The sequence below is a fragment of the Cupriavidus sp. 207A1 genome (assembly GCF_057798955.1).
In genome coordinates this window covers 26,223-47,022 of the sequence record NZ_JBYOJO010000003.1, presented here as the reverse complement: position 1 = coordinate 47,022, position 20,800 = coordinate 26,223, and the positions used below count along the sequence as shown (strand labels likewise).

Below are 20,800 nucleotides of genomic sequence, written 5' to 3'. Positions count from 1 at the left end.
CCCGCCGGCAGCAACTCCGGCGGGCTTCCTTGGGCGGGGCCGCCGCGACGCGGACGCCCTTTTGCGATGTGTTGCTTCCTTACCTTGACGGCATCAGGCCAGCGAGGCATGCAGTCCCTGCAGGTCGTAGACCTCCAGGCTCTGCATGTGCTTCAGGCCTTCCACCGCGGCGCGCGCGCCGGCGATGGTGGTGTAGTAAGGAATGCGGTGCGCCAGTGCCGAGATACGGATCGAGCGCGAATCGGCGATCGCGCCGCGGGTTTCGTCCACGGTGGTGAACACCAGCGCCAGTTCGCCGTTCTTGATCATGTCGACGATATGCGGACGGCCGTCCTTGACCTTGTTGACCACCTTGACCGGGATGCCGGCAGCCTCGATCGCCGAGGCGGTGCCGCGCGTGGCGACGATCGGGTAGCCCATGTCGTGCAGCATGCGGGCCACGGCCACGGCGCGCGGCTTGTCGCTGTCCTTCACCGTGATCAGCACGGCGCCCTTCTCCGGCAGGCGCGAACCCGCGGCCAGCTGGCTCTTGAACAGGGCCTCGCCGAAGCTCTTGCCCACGCCCATGACTTCGCCGGTCGAACGCATTTCAGGTCCGAGGACCGGATCGACGCCCGGGAACTTGTTGAACGGGAACACCGCTTCCTTGACGCTGTAGTACGGCGGGATGACCTCGTCGGCGATGCCCTGCTCGTCCAGCGACTGGCCGGCCATGCAGCGCGCGGCGATCTTGGCCAGCTGCATGCCGGTGGCCTTGGACACGTACGGCACGGTGCGCGAGGCGCGCGGGTTCACTTCCAGCACGTAGACGGTGTCGACACCGTTGGCCTGCTGGATCGCGAACTGCACGTTCATCAGGCCGACCACGTTCAGAGCCTTGGCCATGGCCGCGGTCTGGCGCTTCAGTTCGGCCACGGTCTCGGCCGACAGCGAGTACGGCGGCAGCGAGCAGGCGGAGTCGCCCGAGTGCACGCCGGCCTGCTCGATGTGTTCCATCACGCCGCCGATAAAGACGCGCTTGCCGTCGCACAGGGCGTCGACATCGCACTCGATGGCGTCGTTCAGGAAGCGGTCGAGCAGCACCGGGGAATCGTTCGAGACTTTGACCGCCTCGCGCATGTAGCGCTCGAGGTCGCGCGGCTCATGCACGATTTCCATGGCGCGGCCGCCCAGCACGTACGACGGACGCACCACCAGCGGGTAGCCGATTTCCTCGGCCAGGCGCAGCGCTTCGTCCTCGGCGCGCGCGGTGCGGTTGGGCGGCTGGCGCAGGCCCAGGTCCTGCAGCAGCTTCTGGAAGCGCTCGCGATCTTCGGCCGCGTCGATCATGTCGGGGCTGGTGCCGATGATAGGCACACCGTTGGCTTCCAGGTCCAGCGCCAGCTTCAGCGGGGTCTGGCCGCCGTACTGCACGATCACGCCGACCGGCTTCTCGATCGCGACGATCTCCAGCACATCTTCCAGCGTCACCGGCTCGAAGTACAGGCGGTCCGAGGTGTCATAGTCGGTCGACACGGTTTCCGGGTTGCAGTTGACCATGATGGTCTCGTACCCGTCTTCGCGCAGCGCCAGCGCGGCGTGCACGCAGCAGTAGTCGAACTCGATGCCCTGGCCGATCCGGTTCGGGCCGCCGCCCAGCACCATGATCTTCTTCTTGTCGGTCGGCGCCGCCTCGCACTCGCCGTGCTCGGCCTCGTAGGTCGAGTACATGTAGGCGGTGTTGGTGGCGAATTCGGCCGCGCAGGTATCGACGCGCTTGTAGACCGGACGCACGTTCTGGGCGATGCGGGCCGCGCGCACGGCCTTGGCGTCGGTCTTCAGCAGCCGCGCCAGGCGGCGGTCGGAGAAGCCCTTTTGCTTCAGGAAGCGCAGTTCGGCGGTCGACAGGCTGTCGAGCGTGCGCGACTTGACCAGGCCTTCGGTGCGGACGATATCTTCGATCTGGGCCAGGAACCACGGATCGATGGCGGTCTCGTGATAGACCTCTTCCAGCGACATGCCCAGGCGGAACGCGTCACCGACGTACCAGATGCGGTCCGGGCCCGGCTCGCCGATCTCCTCGACGATCTCGTCGCGATCGGTGGACTTCTCGTCCAGGCCGTCGACACCCACTTCCAGCCCGCGCAGGGCCTTCTGGAACGACTCCTGGAAGGTGCGGCCCATCGCCATCACTTCGCCCACCGACTTCATCTGGGTGGTCAGGTGGCTGTCGGCCTGCGGGAATTTCTCGAAGGCGAAACGCGGCACCTTGGTGACCACGTAGTCGATCGAGGGCTCGAACGAGGCCGGGGTGGCGCCGCCGGTGATCTCGTTCTTCAGTTCGTCGAGGGTGTAGCCAACCGCCAGCTTGGCCGCGACCTTGGCGATCGGGAAGCCGGTGGCCTTGGAGGCCAGCGCCGACGAACGCGACACGCGCGGGTTCATCTCGATGACGATCATGCGACCGTCCTTCGGGTTGATCGAGAACTGCACGTTCGAGCCGCCGGTGTCGACGCCGATCTCGCGCAGCACGGCCAGCGAGGCGTTGCGCAGGATCTGGTATTCCTTGTCGGTCAGGGTCTGCGCCGGGGCGACGGTGATCGAGTCGCCGGTGTGGATGCCCATCGGGTCCAGGTTTTCGATCGAGCAGATGATGATGCAGTTGTCCTGCTTGTCGCGGACCACTTCCATCTCATACTCTTTCCAGCCCAGCAGCGATTCCTCGATCAGCAGCTCGCGCGTCGGCGACAGGTCCAGGCCGCGCTTGCAGATCTCTTCGAACTCTTCGCGGTTGTAGGCGATGCCGCCGCCGGTGCCGCCCAGCGTGAACGACGGGCGGATCACGATCGGGTAGCCGCTGGTGCCGGTCTCCTGGGCGATGTGGGCCTGCACGGCCACGGCTTCGTCCATCGAGTGGGCGATGCCGGACTTGGCCGAGCCCAGGCCGATCTTGGTCATCGCGTCCTTGAACTTCTGGCGGTCCTCGGCCTTGTCGATGGCTTCGGGCGACGCGCCGATCAGTTCCACCTTGTACTTGTCCAGCACGCCATGGCGATGCAGGTCCAGCGCGCAGTTCAGCGCGGTCTGGCCGCCCATGGTCGGCAGGATGGCATCCGGGCGCTCCTTCTCGATGATGCGCTCGACCACTTCCCAGGTGATCGGCTCGATGTAGGTGACATCGGCCGTGGCCGGGTCGGTCATGATGGTCGCCGGGTTGGAGTTGACCAGGATGACCTTGAAGCCTTCCTCGCGCAGGGCCTTGCAGGCCTGGGCGCCGGAATAGTCGAACTCGCACGCCTGGCCGATGATGATGGGGCCCGCGCCGATGATCAGGATGCTCTTGATGTCTGTGCGTTTTGGCATTGCACGCTCTCTTTATGGGCCGGCCCGCCTTGCCTGCGGACCGCGCCGGTAATCAGGGAATCCGTCCGGATTCGAAAATGTGGTCTGGCTCAGTTCATCGTGGCGGTCGCCAGCTTGGCGCCGAAGCCGATGAACATCGCCCCTACCCCGCTGGCCATGCCGGCCGACAGCCGGCGGCGGCGCCGGAACGCCTCGGCCAGCTTCGCGCCCACGAAGATGATCGTGGTCAGGTAGGCAAAGCTGCAGATCTGGCACACCAGCCCCAGCACCCCGAACGACAGCACCGGGTAAGCAAAGGCCGGGTCGACAAACTGGATGAAGAACGAGATGAAGAACAGGATCGCCTTCGGGTTCAGCAGGCTGATCAGCAGCGCCTTGCGGAACGGGTCGGACTGGTCCGGCGTGGCCGCAGGCACCGCAGCGCCGGCGGCATCGCCGCGCGCGGCCCAGCTGCGCAGCGCGCCGCGCAGCATGTTGAAGCCGATCCACGCCAGGTAGGCCGCGCCGACGTACTTCACCACGTAGAACAGCGCCGGGCTGGCCTTGAGCAGCGAGGCCACGCCCGCCGCCGACAGCACCATCAGCACCGCGTCGCCCAGGAACACCCCGCACGCGCCCTTGTAGCCGGCGCGCACGCCGCGCTGCGCCGCCACCGACAGCACGTACATCGAGTTCGGCCCCGGCAGCAGCACGATGAAGATCGTGCCCAGCACATAGGTCCAGAAGTCGGTGATGCCGAAAGCGGTATGCATGAAGGCGTTCATGGGATGTCCCGGTGTCTCTTGCTGTTCCCGGGCGCTTACTTGCGCGCGTCGGTCATCAGCTGGATGAAGCGGTCGAACAGGTAAGCCACGTCGTTCGGGCCGGGCGAGGCTTCCGGGTGGCCCTGGAAGCAGAACGCCGGCTTGTCGGTCAGCGCGAAACCCTGCAGCGAGCCGTCGAACAGCGACTTGTGCGTGACGCGCACGTTGGCAGGCAGCGTGTCGGCGTCGACCGCGAAGCCGTGGTTCTGCGACGTGATCACCACGCGGCCGTCGTCCAGGTCCTTGACCGGATGGTTGGCGCCGTGGTGGCCGAACTTCATCTTCAGGGTCTTGGCGCCGACCGCCAGGGCCATGATCTGGTGGCCCAGGCAGATGCCGAAGGTGGGGATGCCGCGCTCGATGAACTCGCGCGTGGCGGCGATGGCGTAGTCGCAAGGCTCGGGGTCGCCGGGGCCGTTGGACAGGAACACGCCGTCCGGATTCAGCGCCAGCGCGTCGGCCGCGCTGGCTTGCGCCGGCAGCACCGTGACCTTGCAGCCGCGCTCGGCCAGCATGCGCAGGATGTTGTACTTGACGCCGTAGTCATAGGCGACCACGTGGAACTGCGGCTGGTCCTGCTTGCCGTAGCCTTCGCCCAGTTTCCATTCGGACTGGGTCCAGTCGTACGGTTCCTTGACCGAGACCACCTTGGCCAGGTCCATGCCGGCCAGGCCGGGGAACGAGCGGGCCAGGTCGATGGCCTTCTGGACATTGTCCTCGCCGGCCAGGATGCAGCCGTTCTGGGCGCCCTTTTCGCGCAGGATACGGGTCAGCTTGCGCGTATCGATGCCGGCGATCGCGACCACCTTTTCCTGCTTCAGGTAGTGGGCAAGGGTGTGCTCCTTGCGGAAGTTGGAGGCCAGGATCGGCAGATCCTTGATGATCAGGCCGGCGGCATGGACTTTCGTGGCTTCGACGTCCTCAGGATTGACACCGTAGTTGCCGATATGCGGATACGTCAGCGTGACGATCTGCCGCGAATAGCTCGGGTCGGTGAGGATTTCCTGGTAACCGGTGATGGCGGTGTTGAACACCACTTCGCCGATGGTATGGCCGGAAGCGCCAATGGAATAGCCACGAAAGACCGTGCCGTCTGCAAGCGCGAGAATGGCGGACGGAAAAGACGGTAACACGGGTAGGCTCCTGCTGGACTCACCCCGTGACCGACCAATCGACGCCTCGTGCCTCCCAGGCTGGATCCGTGACGGCGGCAGCGGCATTGCGCCGATGCGGTCGGATCCGGTTGCGACATGCGCTTTGCATCACATCAGACATGAACGGCAAAGGCGGCGCGGTGGGGGCGGCGGAAGGTGGAAAGCGGTTGGCGCTAGGGTGAAGGGTTCTGAAAGCGAAACTTTCGAATTATATCCCGAGCCACCCAATTTCTCAAGTTTTCAAGGACTTGCGCGCGGCAGGCGGCAACCTCGCCGGGCCAGCGGCGGCCGCGCTGCCCGCGCCCGCGGTCCGGGTTGCACCCCGGCAGCCGGATTATCGCGGCGGCGGCACCACCGCCGTGACCTCGATTTCCACCTTGGCGCGCGGCTCGACCAGGTCGGCGACCTCGACCGCCGTCATGGCCGGGAAGTGGCGCCCGATGATGGCCCGGTAATGTTCGCCGATCGCCCCATAGGCGCCGACATACTCGGCCTTGTCCTTCACATACCAGGTCATGCGCGCGATATGCTCGGGCCGCGCCTCGCCGGCCGCCAGCACCGCGACGACGTTGCGCAGCGTCTGCGCCACCTGCAGGCCGAAGTCGTCGGTCTCGAATTCACATTGGCTGTTCCAGCCGATCTGGCCGCTGATGAACAGCAGGCGGCTGCCCGCCTGCATCTCGGTCATCATGCCGTTGGCGTAGCCGCGCGGCGGCGCCCAGTCGGGCGGCTGCAGGATCTTCATGTCGTTTCCCTGTGGTTGCTTGGTATGAATGGATGGAAATCGGGGTTCAGGCCGCGGCGACCAGGTAACGCGCCATGGCCTCGCGCACGGATTCGGGCAGCGGCTGCGGCGCGATCGCGCCGGTATCGACGCAGACCAGCCGTTGCGTCACTTCCATGCGGGTATCGTCATGCGGGCCGGCAAAGCGGATCGCCAGCGTGAAGCTGGACTGGCCCAGCTTCAGCACACGCAACTCGCGCGTCAGCACCTCGCCCAGCCGGCTGGGCGCCAGGAAGCGGCACTCCAGCTCGGCCGTGGGCACGCCGGCGCGACCCTCGCCATGCATGGCATCGAACGGCCAGCCCAGCGCTTCGCCGAACCAGTCCTCGATCAGGTCGTTGAGCATCTCGAAGTAGCGCGGATAGAACACGATGCCGGCGGCGTCGCAGTGCTTGAAGCGCACCAGCACGGTATTGCGGAACACATCGCTCATCGCTGCCCCTGCTGTGGCTTGCCGCCATTGCCCGCGCCCGGCCCCTGCTCCGCCATCTGGCGCAGCCGGAAGCGCTGCAGCTTGCCGGTCTCGGTGCGCGGCAGCGCCGGCACGAACTCGATGCGGCGCGGGTACTTGTACGGCGCGATCTGCCGCTTCACGTAGTCCTGCAGCGCGGTACGCGTGACGTCGTCCGCGGGCACGCCTTCGCGCAGCACCACGTAGGCCATCACCACCTGGCCGCGCCCGTCGTCCGGCGCACCGACCACGCCGCATTCGGCCACCGCCTCGTGCTGCATCAGCGCGCTCTCCACCTCCGGCCCGGCAATGTTGTAGCCGGCCGAGATGATCATGTCGTCGGAGCGTGCCTGGTAGAAGTAATAGCCGTCCGCGTCGGCGACGAAGGTATCGCCCGGCAGGTTCCAGCCGGCCTTCACATAGTTGGCCTGGCGCGGGTCGTCCAGGTAGCGGCAGCCGGTCGGGCCCTGCACCGCCAGCTTGCCGACCTGGCCCGGCGGCAGCGGCCGCATCTCCTCGTCGACGATCTGCGCCACGTAGCCGGGCACCACCTTGCCGATCGCGCCCGGCCTGACCTCGGCGCCGGCGCTCGAGATAAAGATGTGCATCATCTCGGTGCCGCCGATGCCGTCGGTCATCTCGATGCCGGTGGCGGCCTTCCAGCCCTGCCGCGTGGCGTCGGGCAGCGCCTCGCCGGCGGACACGCTGTGCCGCAGGCTGGAGATATCGAAGCGCGGCGCCAGCGCCGCCATCTGCCGGTAGAAGGTGGGCGCGGTGAAGACGATGGTGGCGCGGAAGTCGTGGATCAGTTCGAGCAAAGTTTCAGGGGTGAGCTTCTCCGCCAGCACCGTGCTGGCGCCGATGCGCAACGGGAAGCACAGCATGCCGCCGAGCCCGAAGGTGAAGGCGATCGGCGGGGTACCGCAAAAGATGTCGTCCGGCCCGGAGCGCAGCACATGGCGCGGGAACAGGTCGCACATGGCCAGCACGTCGCGATGGAAATGCATGGTGCCCTTGGGCTGGCCGGTGGTGCCGCTGGTAAAGGCGATCAGGCAGACATCGTCGCTGGCGGTGTCGCAGGCGTCGAAATTGTCGGGCTTGCCCGCCATCGCGGCTTCCAGCGAACCCTCGCCGGTGCCGTTGAAATACAGCGCGCGGGCCAGCGTCGGGCAATGGAATTCCCCGCCGGCGCGCTGGTTGGCATCGAGATCCTCGCGCAGCCGCGCATCGCACAGCGCCGCGGTGACCTGCGCCTTGTCGACGATCTGCTTGAGCTCCCTGGCGCGCAGCAGCGGCATGGTCGGCACGGCGATCAGGCCGGCCTTGATGGTGGCAAGCCAGCTTGCGGCCATCATCAGGTTGTTGGGGCCACGCAGCAGCACGCGGTTGCCGGGCACCAGCGCCATGTCCTCGACCAGCACATGGGCGATGCGGTTCACCAGCGCCGCGAGTTCGGCATAGGTGACCGTCTCGATGCGGCCGTCGCGGCGATGGCGGATGGCAACGCGCTCGCCGCGGCCTTCGCGCACGTGGCGGTCGACCAGCTCCGCCGCGGCATTGATCCGCTCCGGGTAGGCGGTGTCGGCATTGAAGCGGAACACCGGCCACTGGTCCTGCGGCGGCAGGCGGTCGCGCGCGAAGGTGTCGAGGTGGGCTGTGGTCGCCATGGCTTGTCTCCTGTCTGCTCTGTATCGGTACGGCAGTTCGTGGGTGGCGCGGGGGCGCACGGTCCGGGCTCAGGCCGGCTGCCCGGCCAGCGTCTCGCGCGCGATGATCAGCTTCTGCACTTCGGTGGCGCCCTCGTAGATGCGCAGCGAGCGGATCTCGCGGTACAGGCTTTCCACGCGCGTGCCGACCTTGACGCCGAGGCCGCCGAACATCTGCACCGCGCGGTCGATCACCTGCTGCGCGTTCTCGGTGGCGACCATCTTGGCCATGGCCGCCTCGCGCGTGGTGCGCTGTCCCTTGACGTCGCGCAGCCAGGCGGCGCGGTAGGTCAGCAGCGCCGCGGCGTCGATCGCGGTGGCCATGTCGCCGATGGCGGCCTGGGTCAGCTGCAGGTCGGCCAGCACGCCGCCGAACATCGGGCGCGCGCAGGCACGTGCCAGCGCATCGTCCAGCGCCGCGCGGCCGAAGCCCAGCGCCGCCGCGGCAACCGAAGCGCGGAAGATATCGAGCGTCATCATCGCCACCTTGAAGCCCTGCCCCGCCTCGCCCAAGCGGTTGCCCACCGGCACGCGACACTGGTCGAAGCGCAGCGTGGCCAGCGGATGCGGCGCCATCACGTCGATGCGCTCGGCAATGGACAGGCCCGGCGTATCGGCGTCTACCACCAGCGCCGTAATGCCGCGCGCGCCCGGGGCCTCGCCGGTGCGCACGAACACGCAGTAGAAATCCGCGATGCCGCCGTTCGAGATCCAGGTCTTGGCGCCATCGATCACATAGTGGCTGCCGTCGTCCGACAGCCTCGCGCTGCATTGCATCGCGGCGACATCCGAGCCGGCCTCGGGCTCGGACAGCGCGAACGCGGCAATCGCCTCGCCGCGGGCCACGCGCGGCAGGTAGCGCGCGCGCAGCGCGTCGCTGCCCGCCAGCGTGATCGCGCCCGAGCCCAGGCCCTGCATGGCAAAGGAAAAATCGGCCAGGCCGTCATGGCGCGCGAGCGTCTCGCGCAGCAGGCACAGCGAGCGCGAGTCCAGCGCCGGCAGCGCGCCGCCATGCGCGGCCGGCACGCAGTAGCGCAGCCAGCCCGCCTCGCCCAGCTGCCGCACCAGCGCGCGGCATGCGGCGTCGGTATCGCTGTGGTCGACGCGCAGGTGTTGTCCGCACCATGCGTCGAGTTCCTGCTCCAGCGTGCGGTGGGCGTCGTCGAACAGCGGCAGATCGAGGTAGGTCTTGTCGGACATGGCGCTTCAGTCCCCTTCGAACACCGGCTTGGTCCTGGCGACGAAAGCCTCGTAGGCGCGGCGGAAATCGCGCGTCTGCATGCAGATGGCCTGCGCCTCGGCTTCGGCTTCGATGGCCTCGTCCAGGCCCATGTTCCATTCCTGGTGCAGCAGCTTCTTGGTCACGCCATGGGCGAAGGTCGGGCCGGCGGCCAGTTGCGCGGCCAGCGCCTGCGCCTGCGCCAGCACCGCGTCGGACGGGTGCAGCGCGTTGAAGAAGCCCCACTGCAGCCCTTCCTCGGCGCTCATCGAGCGGCCCGTGTACAGCAGCTCGCTGGCGCGGCCCTGCCCGATCACGCGCGGCAGCAGCGTGCACGCGCCCATGTCGGCACCGGCCAGGCCGACGCGCGTGAACAGGAACGCGGTCTTGGCCTGCGCCGTGCCCAGCCGCATGTCCGAAGCCAGCGCCATCATCGCGCCCGCGCCGGCACAGATGCCGTCGACCGCGCTCACCACCGGCTGCGGACATGCGCGCATCGCCTTGACCAGGTCGCCGGTCATGCGCGTGAAGTCGAGCAGCTCGGGCATGGTCATCTGCGTCAGCGGGCCGATGATCTCGTGCACATCGCCGCCCGAGCAGTAGTTGCCGCCGGCGCCGGTGACCACCACCGCCTTGATGTCGCTGGCGTAGCACAGGCCGCGGAACAGGTCGCGCAGCTCGGCATACGAGTCGAAGGTCAGCGGATTCTTGCGCTCCGGCCGGTTCAGCGTGATGGTCCCGACCTTGCCGTCGTCGGACACCGACCACAGGAAGTGCCGCGGTTCATAGCCGGCAAAGCTGCGCTTGTGGTGGCGCATGTCGAGTGCGATATCAGTCATGGTTCTCTCTCAGGTCCTTGTCTTGTCAGCCCGCCATCACTTCGCCGCCGGCCACCGGGATCGCCTGGCCGGTGATCGCGCCGGCGGACGGCTGGCACAGCCACGCCACGGCGTCGGCCACTTCCTCGGGCTGAACCAGGCGGCGCTGCGGATTGCGCGCGGCCAGTTCGGCACGCGCCTGGTCTTCGGTGCGGCCGGTCTTGCCGACGATATTGGCGACGGCGTCGCGCACGATGTCGGTCTCGGTGTAGCCCGGGCAAACCGCGTTGACGGTCACGCCCCTGGCCGCGGTCTCCAGCGCCAGCGCGCGCGTCAGCCCGATCACGCCATGCTTGGCCGCGCAGTAGGCGCTGACATAGCCGTAGCCGATCAGCCCGGCGGTGCTGGCCACGTTAACGATGCGGCCCCAGCCGGCTTCGAGCATCGCCGGCAGTGCGGCCTGCGTGCACAGGAAGGTGCCGGTCAGGTTGACGTCGAGCATGCGCTGCCACAGCGCGGCATCGGTCTTCATGAAGGGGGCGCTGTGCGCCTGCCCGGCGTTATTGACCAGCATCGAGACCGGACCTGCCTGCTCCGTGGCCGCGGCGAAGGCGCGCGCGACGCTGTCGACATCGGCGATATCGGCCGTGACGAACGAAACGATGGCGCCTGCCGGTGCCTGCTCGCGCAGGACTTGCACCGTCGCCTGCAGCGTGCCGGCCTCGCGCCCCAGCAGCGTGACGCTGGCGCCGTCGGCCAGCAGCCGCCGCGCGATTGCCGCGCCGATGCCGCGCCCGCCGCCGGTCACCAGCGCGTGCCGGCCGGCCAGAGTTGCCGTGCTGCCCGTCATGCCTGCTTCTCCTGCGCCGCGGCGCGTTCGAGGTTGGTTTCCAGCTGCCGCTTGCCCGCCAGGTATTGCTTGGGCCAGGCGATGTCGCGGTAGCCGATGCGCGCGGCCTCCTGCAGCGTCCAGGCCGGGTTGGCCAGGTGCGGCCGCGCGATCGCGCACAGGTCGGCGCGGCCGGCGGCGATGATCGAGTCGACATGGTCCGCCTCGAAGATCGCACCCACGGCGATGGTGGCGATGCCGGCCTCGTTGCGGATGCGGTCGGCGAACGGGGTCTGGTACATGCGGCCGTAGACCGGCGCCTGGTCGGGGCTGACCTGGCCCGACGAGCAGTCGATCATGTCGGCGCCCGCGGCCTTGAACGCGCGCGCAATCTCGACCGCGTCGTCGGGCGTGATGCCGCCTTCGACCCAGTCATGCGCGGAGATGCGCACCGACATCGGCTTGTCCTGCGGCCACACCGCGCGCACCGCGGCAAACACCTCGAGCGGATAGCGCAGGCGCGCCGCCAGCGAACCGCCGTATGCGTCGTCGCGCGTATTGGTCAGCGGCGAGATAAAGCTGGAAAGCAGGTAGCCGTGCGCGCAGTGCAACTCGAGCCAGTCGAAGCCGGCCTCGGCCGCCCGCCGCGCGCTGGCGACAAAATCATCGCGCACATGGTCCATGTCGGCGCGCGTCATCGCGCGCGGGGTCTGCGATTCCCCCGGCAGGTAAGGCAGCGGCGAGGCCGACATCACCGACCAGTTGCCCTGCGGCAGCGGATGGTCCATCGCTTCCCAGCCGAGCTGGGTCGAGCCCTTGCGACCGGCGTGGCCGATCTGCATGGCAATGCGGGCATCGCTGCTGGCATGCACGAAATCGACGATGCGCTTCCAGGCGTCGCGCTGCGCGTCGTTCCACAGGCCCGGGCAGCCGGGCGTGATGCGCGCATCGGGGGACACGCAGGTCATTTCCGCCACCACCATGCCGGCGCCGCCGAGCGCGCGCGAGCCCAGGTGGACCAGATGGAAGTCGCCCGGCACGCCGTCGAAGCAGGAATACATCGCCATCGGCGACACCACCACGCGGTTCTTCAGCGTGACGCCGCGCACGCGGAACGGCGTGAACATCGGCGGCAGCGGCTGGTGCGCCTGCAGCTTCAGGCTGTCGGCCGGCACCCCGGCCTGCTGCGCCAGCCAGTGCTCGAACTGCGCGACATAGCCGGCATCGCGCACGCGCAGGTTCTCGTGCGAGATCCGTTGCGAGCGCGTCAGCAGCGAATAGGCGAACTGCTCCGGCGGCAGGCTGCCGGCATAGCGCTCGACGTTCTCGAACCACTCGGTCGAGTTGCGCGCCGCATTCTGGATCTTCAGCACTTCCACGCCGCGCGTGGCTTCATAGCGCGCCAGCGCATCGGGCAGGCCGTCGTGGCCGCTGCCACGGATCTCCTCGGCCAGGTCGATGGCATCCTCGAGCGCCAGCTTGGTCCCGGAGCCGATCGAGAAATGCGCGGTGTGCGCGGCGTCGCCCATCAGCACCACGGGCACGCGGCGGCCGTCCGGCAAGGTGTTCCAGTGCACCCATTGCCGGCAGATCACGCGCGGGAAGCGGATCCAGATTGCCGAGCCGCGCAGGTGCGCCGCGTTGCTGATCAGCTTGTTGCCGTCGAGGTAGCGCGCGAACAGCTTCTCACAGTAGGCCACGCCCTCTTCCTGGCTCATCTGCTCGATGCCGGCGGCGCGCCAGACCGCTTCCGGGGTCTCGACGATAAAGGTCGAGGTGTTGTCGTCGAAGCGGTAGGCATGCGCCTGGAACCAGCCGTGCTCGGTCTTCTCGAAAGCGAAGGTGAAGGCATCGAACAGCTTGTGCGTGCCCAGCCAGACAAAGCGGCACTGGCGCGTATCGATGTCCGGCCGGAAGGTGTCGGCATAGCGGGTGCGGATGCGGCTGTTCAGGCCGTCCGAGGCGATCACCAGGTCGGCCTGGTATTGCATCGCCAGCGCCTGGTCGTCGGACACATCGGTCTCGAACACCAGCTTCACCCCGAGCGCTTCGCAGCGCGCCTGCAGGATGTTGAGCAGGCGCTTGCGGCCGATGCCGATAAAGCCATGCCCGCCCGAGCGGATGGTGCGCCCGCCGATATGGATGTCGATATCGTCCCAGTGGTTGAAGGCGGCGTTGATCTCGCCGGCGCTGGCCGGGTCGGCCTGCTTCAGGTTGTCCATGGTGGCGTCCGAGAACACCACGCCCCAGCCAAAGGTATCGTAGGGACGGTTGCGCTCGACCACGATGACCTCGTTGGCCGGATCCTGCAATTTCATCAGCAGGCCGAAATACAGGCCGGCGGGGCCTCCGCCAATACAAAGCACGCGCATCTGTTGCCTCCTGCCGGCTGTGCCGGGCGCGCCGCATATCGCACGCCGTCCCGGACTACACCGCCATCTAGATCAAGATTAAATATTTTATGCCTCAAATATTAGACTGCATCACGACCGATGGCAAGGCGGCGATGCGGTGTGCCGTGTGCGACACCGCCACCGCTCTTCCTTCCGCGCTGCCCCGCTAGCCCTTCAACGCGGCCTGCAGCTGTTCCAGCGCGCCCGGATCCTCGATCGTCGTCAGGTCGCCCGGATCGCGGCCCTCGGCCACCGCCTGCATGGCGCGCCGCAGCAGCTTGCCGGAACGCGTCTTCGGCAGCGCATTGACGAACAACACGCGCGCCGGGCGGGCCACCGCGCCCAGTTGCTGTTCAACCGTCTTCATCAGCTCGCCCTCCAGCGCCAGCCGAGCCTCCGGCGTGGCAGTGCGTGCCGGATCGCGGGCGATGCAGAACGCCATTGCCACCTGTCCCTTCAGCGCGTCCTGCACGCCTACCACGGCCACCTCGGCCACGGCGGCGCTGGACGACAGGCTTTCCTCGATCTCGCGCGTGCCCAGCCGGTGCCCCGCGACGTTGATCACGTCGTCGGTGCGCCCCAGGATAAAGACGTAGCCGTCGGCATCGCGCACGCCCCAGTCGAAGGTGGAATAGCACAGGCGGTTCGGCACCGCCTGCCAATAGGTGCGCACGAAGCGGTCATCGTCGCCCCAGACCGTGCTCATGCACCCCGGTGGCAGCGGGCCGTCGATGGCGACCACGCCCTTCTGTCCCGGCGGGCATTCCTCGCCGGTGCTCTCGTCGACGATCTTGAGGTCATAGCCGTAGGCCGGCACCCCGGGCGAACCCAGCTTGGGCGGCAGCGCCTCGAGGCCACGCTGGATGGCAATGATGGGCCAGCCCGATTCGGTCTGCCAGTAGTTGTCGACCACGGGCTTGCCCAGGCCGTCCTGGATCCAGCGCGCGGTGGGCTCGTCCAGCGGCTCGCCGGCCAGGAACAGCAGGCGCAGGCTGGACAGGTCGTATCGTGTCAGCCACGCGGGGTCCTGCTTCTTCAGCACCCGGATCGCGGTGGGCGCGCTGAACATCAGGTTGACCCGGTATTGCTCGACCAGGCGCCACAGGATGCCGCCATCGGGGCGGACCGGCGTGCCTTCATACATCAGCGTGGCCATGCCGGCCAGCAGCGGGCCATAGACGATATAGCTGTGCCCCACCACCCAGCCGATGTCCGACGCGGTGAACATGGTGTCGCCGGCCTTGCCGCAGAAGATGTATTCCATCGAGGTGGCCAGCGCCACCGCATAGCCGCCGGTATCGCGCTGCACGCCCTTGGGCTTGCCGGTGGTGCCCGAGGTATAGAGCACATAGGACGGCTCGCTTGAATCAAGCCACACGCACGGCACCTGCACGCCGGCGACGCGCTCGCGCCACGCGGCATAGTCTTCATCGCGGCCTTCGGTGCGGGGCATGTCGGCCAGTTGCCGGTCCACCAGCAGCACCTTCCCGGGCTGGTGCGATGACAGCCGGATGGCCTCGTCCAGCAGCGGCTTGTACGGCACCACCTTGCCCGCGCGCGAACCGGCGTCGGCGCTGACCACCACGCGCGGCCGGGCATCCTCGATGCGCGCGGCCAGGCTGACCGAGGCAAAGCCGCCGAACACCACCGAATGGATGGCGCCGATGCGCGCGCACGCCAGCATCGCGAACGCGGCTTCCGGGATCATCGGCATGTAGATCAGCACGCGGTCGCCCCGCTGCACGCCCAGCCCTTGCAGGATCGCCGCCATGCGGCTGACCTCGTCGTGCAGTTCGGCGTAGGTGAAGCTGCGGGCCTGGTCGGTCTCGGTCGAGACCCAGTACAGCGCCGGCTGGCTGGCGCGGGCCGCGAGGTGGCGGTCGACCGCGTTGTGGCACAGGTTGGTGCGCCCGCCGACGAACCAGCGCGTGAAGGGAGCGCGGCTGTTGTCGAGCACGTGGCTGAACGGGGTTTCCCAGTCGATGCGTGCCGCCTGTTCGGCCCAGAACCCCTCGGGGTCAGCCAGCGAACGGGCATGCACGGCATGGCTTGCCGTCATGTCTGTCTCCTCCGCTTTTGCGGTGGTTGTTGATATGCCCGTAGTTTGCCACCGGCCCGGGCAGCCGTGGCCACGCTTTCAGCGCGCTGGCGCACGGGGCGGCACCGGCACATGAAAAAAGGGGCGTGCCGACGGCATCGCCCCTTCTTGCTGCCCCGGCGTCGCGCCGGCGCGATCCCGTCAGCGCGCCTTGACGCTTTTCGCGCTGGCCTTGCTGGTGGTCTTGGCCGACACCTTGGCGACTGCCGGCGCCTTGGCCCCGCGTCGCGGCGAGGCCTCGACCACCACGCGCGGGCGCGTCTCGCCCTTGCCCTTGGCGGATACCCGCACCACCTTGGCGCCCTTGCCGGACGGTTCCTTGCGGCTGGCCTGTTCGCTGCGCTCGGCCCGTTCGGCCCGGTCCGCGCGTTCGGCACGGGCCGCGCGCACGGCGCCGGCGCCGCGCACCGGCACCATCAGCACCAGGCTCTGGCCGGCCACCAGCTTGGTGCCGGAGAGCTTGTTCCACGACTGCACCTGCCCCGCCGAGACACCATAGCGCCGCGCCACCGAGGTCACGGTATCGCGCCGGCCGGCGCGCACCACCACCCGGCGGGCATCGGGCAGGTCCGGCTCCATCGCCAGCATGGCGCTGTCGGCGAGGGTGGCGCTGATGTCCTGGTCATGCCGGCCCGAGCGCGGGATCATCACGGTCGAGCCCGCCTTCAGGCGCATGCCCTTGGGGATGCTGTTGATCTCGCGCAGCGTGTCGGCGTCGACATTCAGGCGCGCCGCCAGTGACTCGACGCGCTCGCGGCTGTCCACCGTCACCGCGGCCCAGCTCGACAGCCCGCCGCGATAGGTGTTCAGGTTGTACTGGAAGCGTTCGGCGTTATCGAACGGCAGCAGGATCTGCGGGTTCGACGCGCCCAGGATCACCGGCCGGTTGAACGACGGGTTCAGTGCCTTGAACTCCTCCACCGACATGTCCGCCAGCTTGGCCGCGAGATTCACGTCGATGTCGCGCGAGGTGGTGACCGTGACGAAGTACGGGTGGTCCGGGATCTCCGGCAGCTTGACGCCGTACGCGGCCGGGTTGGCGATGATGTTCTTGACCGCCTGCAGCTTGGGCACGTAGTAGCGGGTCTCGTTGGGCATCGGCAGGCTGGCGTAGTCGGTCGGCAGCCCGCGCGCCTGGTTGCGCGCGATCGCGCGCGACACCGCGCCCTCGCCCCAGTTGTAAGCCGCCAGCGCCAGGTGCCAGTCGCCGAACATGTCGTAGAGCCGCGCCAGGTAGTCGAGCGCGGCGTCGGTCGAGGCCAGCACGTCGCGGCGCTCGTCGCGGAACATGTTCTGCTTCAGGTTATAGAACTTGCCCGTGCTCGGAATGAACTGCCACATCCCGGCCGCCTTGGCGGTGGACTGCGCCTGCGGGTTGAAGGCGCTCTCGACGAACGGCAGCAGCGCCAGCTCGGTCGGCATCTTGCGCTGCTCCAGCTCCTCGACGATGTGATAGAGGTAGCGGCTCGAGCGCCCGACCATCCGTTCCATGTACTCCGGCCGCTGCGCATACCACTGGGTGCGATCGTCGACCAGCGTGCCCTCCAGGTCCGTCATGGCAAAGCCGCGCCGGATGCGATCCCAGATATCGTTGGACGGGCCGCGCAGCCAGTCCAGGCCGCCCTGGTCGACATTGATGGTGGAAGTGGAAGAGAGCGCGGACTTGTCGCTGAGGGTGTTGAGCGGGTCCCGCTTGGCAGTCTGGGCGGTCGCGGCACCGTCGGCGCCTTCAGGCGGCGTGGGGGTGCTGGCGCACGCTGCAAGCAGCGCGGCGCACGCGACCACCGCCAGTAATCGACCAATTTTCATTAAGTTCTCAAATCGTGACGCTAAAAGGTTGCGTGATGCTAAAAAAAACCGCGTATCGCGTCAATCAGATTTTCCACATAGCCGGTATCCGGAGCCGACCAGGCCTCAGCGGAAGTTGTCCTTCCAGCCCCGCAGCGCGCCGAACGCCTGCGCATCGCCCGCGGTGGCGCCCCCATGGGCCGACACCGCGGCGCGCACCGCCGGTTCGCGCGAGCGCAGGAACGGGTTGACCTGGAGCTCGTGGGCGATGGTGGTCGGCAGCGTCGGCCGGTCCGCGGCGCGCAGCGCCTCGACGCGCTGCTCCCATGCCTCGAGCGCGGCGTTGCCGGGCTCCACCGCGCGCGCGAAGCGCACGTTGCTGCGCGTGTATTCGTGCGCGCAATAGACGCGGGTGTCCCCGGGCAGCGCGGCCAGCTTGTCGAGCGACGCCAGCATCTGCGCCGGCGTGCCTTCGAACAGGCGCCCGCAGCCGCTGGCGAACAGGGTATCGCCGCAGAACACCGCCGGGCCGGCTTCGCCGAGGTCGGCGACGTAGGCGATATGGCCGGCAGTGTGGCCGGGCACGTCCAGCACGCGCAGCGTCAGCGCCGGCGCCTCCAGCGTCGCCACGTCGCCTTCGCGCAGCGCCCGGGTGCGCCCGCCGATACGCTCGCCCGCCGGCCCCAGCACCGGCAGCGGTTCGCCGGACGGCGCGCGCGGATGCGCCGCCAGCAGCTCGGCTACGCCGCCCTGGTGATCGCCGTGGTGATGGGTGATTACAATAGCGCCCAGAGCCAGACCGCTTTGCGCCAGGAAGCGCTCCACCGGCGCGGCCTCGCCAGGATCGACCACGGCGGCGCAGTGCCCGTCGTGGATGGCCCAGATATAGTTATCCTGGAACGCCGGGATCGGCTCAACCTTCAACATGCGCATGCTCCTATGTCCAATCGTCCCAATCACCCGATTGTAAGCTGGGAAGAATGGCTGGCCTCGCCGCCCGGCGAGTACATGCTGCGCTGGGAGGCGCAGCAGTACGACCGGACCGTGGCCGACATCTTCGGCTATCACGCGGTCCAGCTGGGACTGCCCTATATCGACACCCTGCGCGAGAACCGGATGCCGTTCTCGGCGCTGGCGCTGGATCCGTCCAGCGGCCCGCACGGGCCCCGTGCCGCACATCCGGACGCGCGCCAGCTGCTGTGCCGCTTCGATGAACTGCCGTTCGACACCCAGAGCATCGACCTCGTCACCCTGCCCCATATCCTGGAATTCGCCGAAGACCCGCATGAAGTGCTGCGCGAAGTCTCGCGGGTGCTGATGCCCGAGGGCCGCGTGGTGGTGACCTGCTTCAACCCGATGAGCCTGTGGGGCGCGCGCCAGGGCATGAACCGGCTCGGCGCCACGCCGTTCCTGCCGACCGACGCCCAGCAGATCGGCTTCGTTCGCATCAAGGACTGGCTCAAGCTGCTCGGCTTCGATATCATCCGCGGCCGCTTCGGCTGCTATTGCCCGCCGTACCGTACCGACCGCTGGCTGCAGCGCGCCGCCTTCATGGAAAAGGCCGGCGACCGCTGGTGGCCGATCTTCGGCGCGGTCTATATGATCTCGGCGATCAAGCGCGTGCGCAATATCCGCCTGGTCGGACCCGCCTGGAAGACCAAGCCGGCGCTGGCGCCAGTGTCGGCACCGGTGGCCACGCCCACCGGCACCCACGGCAAGACCCCGGGCAGGGAACGCTGACGCGGTGCGGCCGCGCGCGCTCCGCCCTCGCCCTCAATGCGCCGCCCGACCCGCGGGCGGCCACCACGGAATCACATGCAAGAAGTCACGATCTACTCCGACGGCGCCTGCAAGGGCAATCCCGGCCGCGGCGGCTGGGGCGCAGTGCTGGTCGCCGGCACCAGCGAAAAAGAGCTGTTCGGCGGCGAGCCGAACACCACCAACAATCGCATGGAAATGACCGCCGTGATCGAAGCGCTGCGCGCACTCAAGCGGCCGTGCGTGGTGCGCGTCTATACCGATTCCCAGTACGTGCAGAAAGGCATCAGCGAATGGCTGCCCGGCTGGAAGGCGCGCGGCTGGAAAACCGCCGACAAGAAGCCGGTCAAGAACGCCGACCTGTGGCAGGCGCTGGACGCCCTGGCGCAGCCGCACCAGATCTCCTGGCACTGGGTGCGCGGCCATAACGGCCACCCCGGCAACGAGCGCGCCGACGCGCTGGCCAACCGCGGCGTCGAATCGATCGGCCGCTGACCGGAACCTTCCGCACCACCAACAACAAGCGCGGAACGCCCGCCCCGCTCCGCTAGAATGCCCGCCATGCGACAAATCGTTCTCGATACCGAAACCACCGGCCTGAATGCCGCCACCGGCGACCGCCTGATCGAAATCGGCTGCGTCGAGCTGATGAACCGCCGCCTGACGGGACGCCACCTGCACTTCTACGTCAACCCCGAGCGCGATATCGACGAGGGCGCGATCGCGGTCCACGGCATCACGGTCGAGTTCCTGGCCGACAAGCCCCGCTTTGCCGAGGTCGTCCACGATATCCGCGAGTTCGTGCAGGACGCCGAGCTGATCATCCACAACGCGCAGTTCGACCTGGGCTTCCTCGACATGGAATTCCAGCTGCTGGGCCTGCCGCCGTTCCGCCAGCATGTCGGCAACGTGATCGATACCTTGCGCGAAGCGCGGCAGATGTTCCCCGGCAAGCGCAACTCGCTGGATGCGCTGTGCGAGCGCCTCGGCATCAGCAACGCCCACCGCACGCTGCACGGCGCGCTGCTGGACGCCGAACTGCTGGCCGAGGTCTACCTGGCCATGACGCGCGGCCAGGATTCGCTGGTGATCGACACGCTCGACAGCGGCAGCGGCCAGGGCGGTGTGGTCACGACCGCCGACCTGTCGCGGCTAGCACTGCCGGTGCTGCGCGCCACGGATGAGGAGCAGCAGGCCCACTTGGCCCTGCTGAAGGGACTGGACAAGGCCAGCGGCGGCAAGACGGTATGGCAGGAAGATCCTGTCGAAGCCCCCGGAACGCTGGCCGCCTAAGAAAATTCAAAAAAGGGCTTTACAAGATACAAGAACCTCTGCATAATCTCATTTCTCTGCTGCACGGCAACGACGACGCAGACAGGGGTGGTTAGCTCAGCGGTAGAGCACTGCCTTCACACGGCAGGGGTCACAGGTTCAATCCCTGTACCACCCACCAGTTTCAAAAAAGCCAGCCTCGCGCTGGCTTTTTTCATTTCCGCATCCATCTCCCCGCCCTTTCCGAAAGCACCCCGCTTCTGCACTTGCACCCGCTGTTGCAAACAGTTTCGAAATGTCGCTTGACTTCTGCTAATCTTCTTTTCACGTCACCGGACCGACGATTCCACTCTCGAGCGGGTCGATGGACGGGACACCGGGTCAG

The 20,800-nt window shown here is 67.8% G+C and carries 16 protein-coding genes and 1 tRNA gene; 4 read left to right on the top strand and 13 right to left on the bottom strand.

Translation table 11 applies throughout. The features are described from left to right. Window positions 1-93: 93 nt before the first annotated feature. The 13 genes from carB to gloB form a co-directional block, all read right to left on the bottom strand. Window positions 94-3,342, bottom strand: coding sequence for a carbamoyl-phosphate synthase large subunit (gene carB / locus AC3FMM_RS05720; RefSeq protein WP_473703697.1), 3,249 nt, complete (start codon window positions 3,340-3,342; stop codon window positions 94-96). An 89-nt stretch (window positions 3,343-3,431) separates the two neighbouring features. Beyond that, the gene (gene leuE / locus AC3FMM_RS05715; protein WP_111517608.1) at window positions 3,432-4,106 is read right to left on the bottom strand and encodes a leucine efflux protein LeuE; all 675 of its coding nucleotides are present in this window, start codon (window positions 4,104-4,106) and stop codon (window positions 3,432-3,434) included. Window positions 4,107-4,141: 35 nt separating this feature from the next. After that, window positions 4,142-5,278: a glutamine-hydrolyzing carbamoyl-phosphate synthase small subunit gene (carA, locus tag AC3FMM_RS05710; protein ID WP_115710065.1), complete on the bottom strand. Its 1,137-nt coding sequence runs from the start codon at window positions 5,276-5,278 to the stop codon at window positions 4,142-4,144. 355 nt (window positions 5,279-5,633) lie between these two features. Continuing rightward, window positions 5,634-6,044, bottom strand: coding sequence for a RidA family protein (locus tag AC3FMM_RS05705; protein WP_115680579.1), 411 nt, complete (start codon window positions 6,042-6,044; stop codon window positions 5,634-5,636). A gap of 46 nt (window positions 6,045-6,090) precedes the next feature. Continuing rightward, on the bottom strand, window positions 6,091-6,516 hold the full coding sequence (locus AC3FMM_RS05700) for an acyl-CoA thioesterase (protein ID WP_115680580.1): 426 nt from the start codon (window positions 6,514-6,516) through the stop codon (window positions 6,091-6,093). Further along, window positions 6,513-8,201 carry an AMP-binding protein gene (locus AC3FMM_RS05695; RefSeq protein WP_473703696.1) on the bottom strand — a complete coding sequence of 563 codons (1,689 nt, stop codon included), beginning with the start codon at window positions 8,199-8,201 and terminating at the stop codon, window positions 6,513-6,515. Before AC3FMM_RS05695 ends, AC3FMM_RS05700 begins: the two co-directional genes overlap by 4 nt. A 69-nt stretch (window positions 8,202-8,270) precedes the next feature. Then, window positions 8,271-9,440: an acyl-CoA dehydrogenase family protein gene (locus AC3FMM_RS05690; RefSeq protein WP_115710069.1), complete on the bottom strand. Its 1,170-nt coding sequence runs from the start codon at window positions 9,438-9,440 to the stop codon at window positions 8,271-8,273. Window positions 9,441-9,446: 6 nt separating this feature from the next. Next, window positions 9,447-10,298 (bottom strand): enoyl-CoA hydratase family protein, encoded by an 852-nt coding sequence (locus tag AC3FMM_RS05685; RefSeq protein WP_414247556.1) that lies wholly within the window; start codon window positions 10,296-10,298, stop codon window positions 9,447-9,449. 25 nt (window positions 10,299-10,323) lie between these two features. After that, window positions 10,324-11,127 (bottom strand): SDR family NAD(P)-dependent oxidoreductase, encoded by an 804-nt coding sequence (locus tag AC3FMM_RS05680; protein WP_115710073.1) that lies wholly within the window; start codon window positions 11,125-11,127, stop codon window positions 10,324-10,326. Then, window positions 11,124-13,478 carry a bifunctional salicylyl-CoA 5-hydroxylase/oxidoreductase gene (locus AC3FMM_RS05675; protein WP_488686233.1) on the bottom strand — a complete coding sequence of 785 codons (2,355 nt, stop codon included), beginning with the start codon at window positions 13,476-13,478 and terminating at the stop codon, window positions 11,124-11,126. Before AC3FMM_RS05675 ends, AC3FMM_RS05680 begins: the two co-directional genes overlap by 4 nt. Window positions 13,479-13,665: 187 nt before the next feature. Continuing rightward, entirely contained in the window at window positions 13,666-15,558 is a 1,893-nt protein-coding gene (locus tag AC3FMM_RS05670; protein ID WP_488686232.1) for a propionate--CoA ligase, read from the bottom strand. Window positions 15,559-15,738: 180 nt separating this feature from the next. Beyond that, a complete protein-coding gene (locus AC3FMM_RS05665) occupies window positions 15,739-17,406 on the bottom strand; it encodes a transglycosylase SLT domain-containing protein (RefSeq protein ID WP_115710078.1) in 1,668 nt (555 codons plus the stop codon). 105 nt (window positions 17,407-17,511) lie between these two features. Beyond that, window positions 17,512-18,312, bottom strand: coding sequence for a hydroxyacylglutathione hydrolase (gene gloB, locus AC3FMM_RS05660; protein WP_115710080.1), 801 nt, complete (start codon window positions 18,310-18,312; stop codon window positions 17,512-17,514). Between the two features lie 12 nt (window positions 18,313-18,324). Between gloB and AC3FMM_RS05655 the strand changes: the two genes are divergently transcribed. From AC3FMM_RS05655 to AC3FMM_RS05640, 4 genes are all read left to right on the top strand, one after another. Further along, complete coding sequence (locus AC3FMM_RS05655; RefSeq protein ID WP_115710082.1) at window positions 18,325-19,125, top strand: class I SAM-dependent methyltransferase; 801 nt, start codon at window positions 18,325-18,327, stop codon at window positions 19,123-19,125. A 75-nt stretch (window positions 19,126-19,200) separates the two neighbouring features. Further along, window positions 19,201-19,638: a ribonuclease HI gene (gene rnhA, locus AC3FMM_RS05650; protein ID WP_115680590.1), complete on the top strand. Its 438-nt coding sequence runs from the start codon at window positions 19,201-19,203 to the stop codon at window positions 19,636-19,638. A gap of 57 nt (window positions 19,639-19,695) precedes the next feature. Then, window positions 19,696-20,436, top strand: a complete 741-nt coding sequence (gene dnaQ, locus AC3FMM_RS05645) for a DNA polymerase III subunit epsilon (RefSeq protein WP_115710084.1) — start codon at window positions 19,696-19,698, stop codon at window positions 20,434-20,436. An 85-nt stretch (window positions 20,437-20,521) separates the two neighbouring features. Beyond that, window positions 20,522-20,596 (top strand) — tRNA-Val (locus AC3FMM_RS05640). The last annotated feature ends 204 nt before the right edge of the window (window positions 20,597-20,800 follow it).

Excerpts from the sequence above, each read along its gene's own strand:
- carB (WP_473703697.1), bottom strand. The coding sequence starts at position 3,342 with ATGCCAAAACGCACAGACATCAAGAGCATCCTGATCATCGGCGCGGGC.
- leuE (WP_111517608.1), bottom strand. The coding sequence starts at position 4,106 with ATGAACGCCTTCATGCATACCGCTTTCGGCATCACCGACTTCTGGACC.
- AC3FMM_RS05705 (WP_115680579.1), bottom strand. The coding sequence starts at position 6,044 with ATGAAGATCCTGCAGCCGCCCGACTGGGCGCCGCCGCGCGGCTACGCC.
- AC3FMM_RS05700 (WP_115680580.1), bottom strand. The coding sequence starts at position 6,516 with ATGAGCGATGTGTTCCGCAATACCGTGCTGGTGCGCTTCAAGCACTGC.
- AC3FMM_RS05695 (WP_473703696.1), bottom strand. The coding sequence starts at position 8,201 with ATGGCGACCACAGCCCACCTCGACACCTTCGCGCGCGACCGCCTGCCG.
- AC3FMM_RS05690 (WP_115710069.1), bottom strand. The coding sequence starts at position 9,440 with ATGTCCGACAAGACCTACCTCGATCTGCCGCTGTTCGACGACGCCCAC.
- AC3FMM_RS05685 (WP_414247556.1), bottom strand. The coding sequence starts at position 10,298 with ATGACTGATATCGCACTCGACATGCGCCACCACAAGCGCAGCTTTGCC.
- AC3FMM_RS05680 (WP_115710073.1), bottom strand. The coding sequence starts at position 11,127 with ATGACGGGCAGCACGGCAACTCTGGCCGGCCGGCACGCGCTGGTGACC.
- AC3FMM_RS05675 (WP_488686233.1), bottom strand. The coding sequence starts at position 13,478 with ATGCGCGTGCTTTGTATTGGCGGAGGCCCCGCCGGCCTGTATTTCGGC.
- AC3FMM_RS05670 (WP_488686232.1), bottom strand. The coding sequence starts at position 15,558 with ATGACGGCAAGCCATGCCGTGCATGCCCGTTCGCTGGCTGACCCCGAG.
- AC3FMM_RS05665 (WP_115710078.1), bottom strand. The coding sequence starts at position 17,406 with ATGAAAATTGGTCGATTACTGGCGGTGGTCGCGTGCGCCGCGCTGCTT.
- gloB (WP_115710080.1), bottom strand. The coding sequence starts at position 18,312 with ATGTTGAAGGTTGAGCCGATCCCGGCGTTCCAGGATAACTATATCTGG.
- AC3FMM_RS05655 (WP_115710082.1), top strand. The coding sequence starts at position 18,325 with ATGTCCAATCGTCCCAATCACCCGATTGTAAGCTGGGAAGAATGGCTG.
- rnhA (WP_115680590.1), top strand. The coding sequence starts at position 19,201 with ATGCAAGAAGTCACGATCTACTCCGACGGCGCCTGCAAGGGCAATCCC.
- dnaQ (WP_115710084.1), top strand. The coding sequence starts at position 19,696 with ATGCCCGCCATGCGACAAATCGTTCTCGATACCGAAACCACCGGCCTG.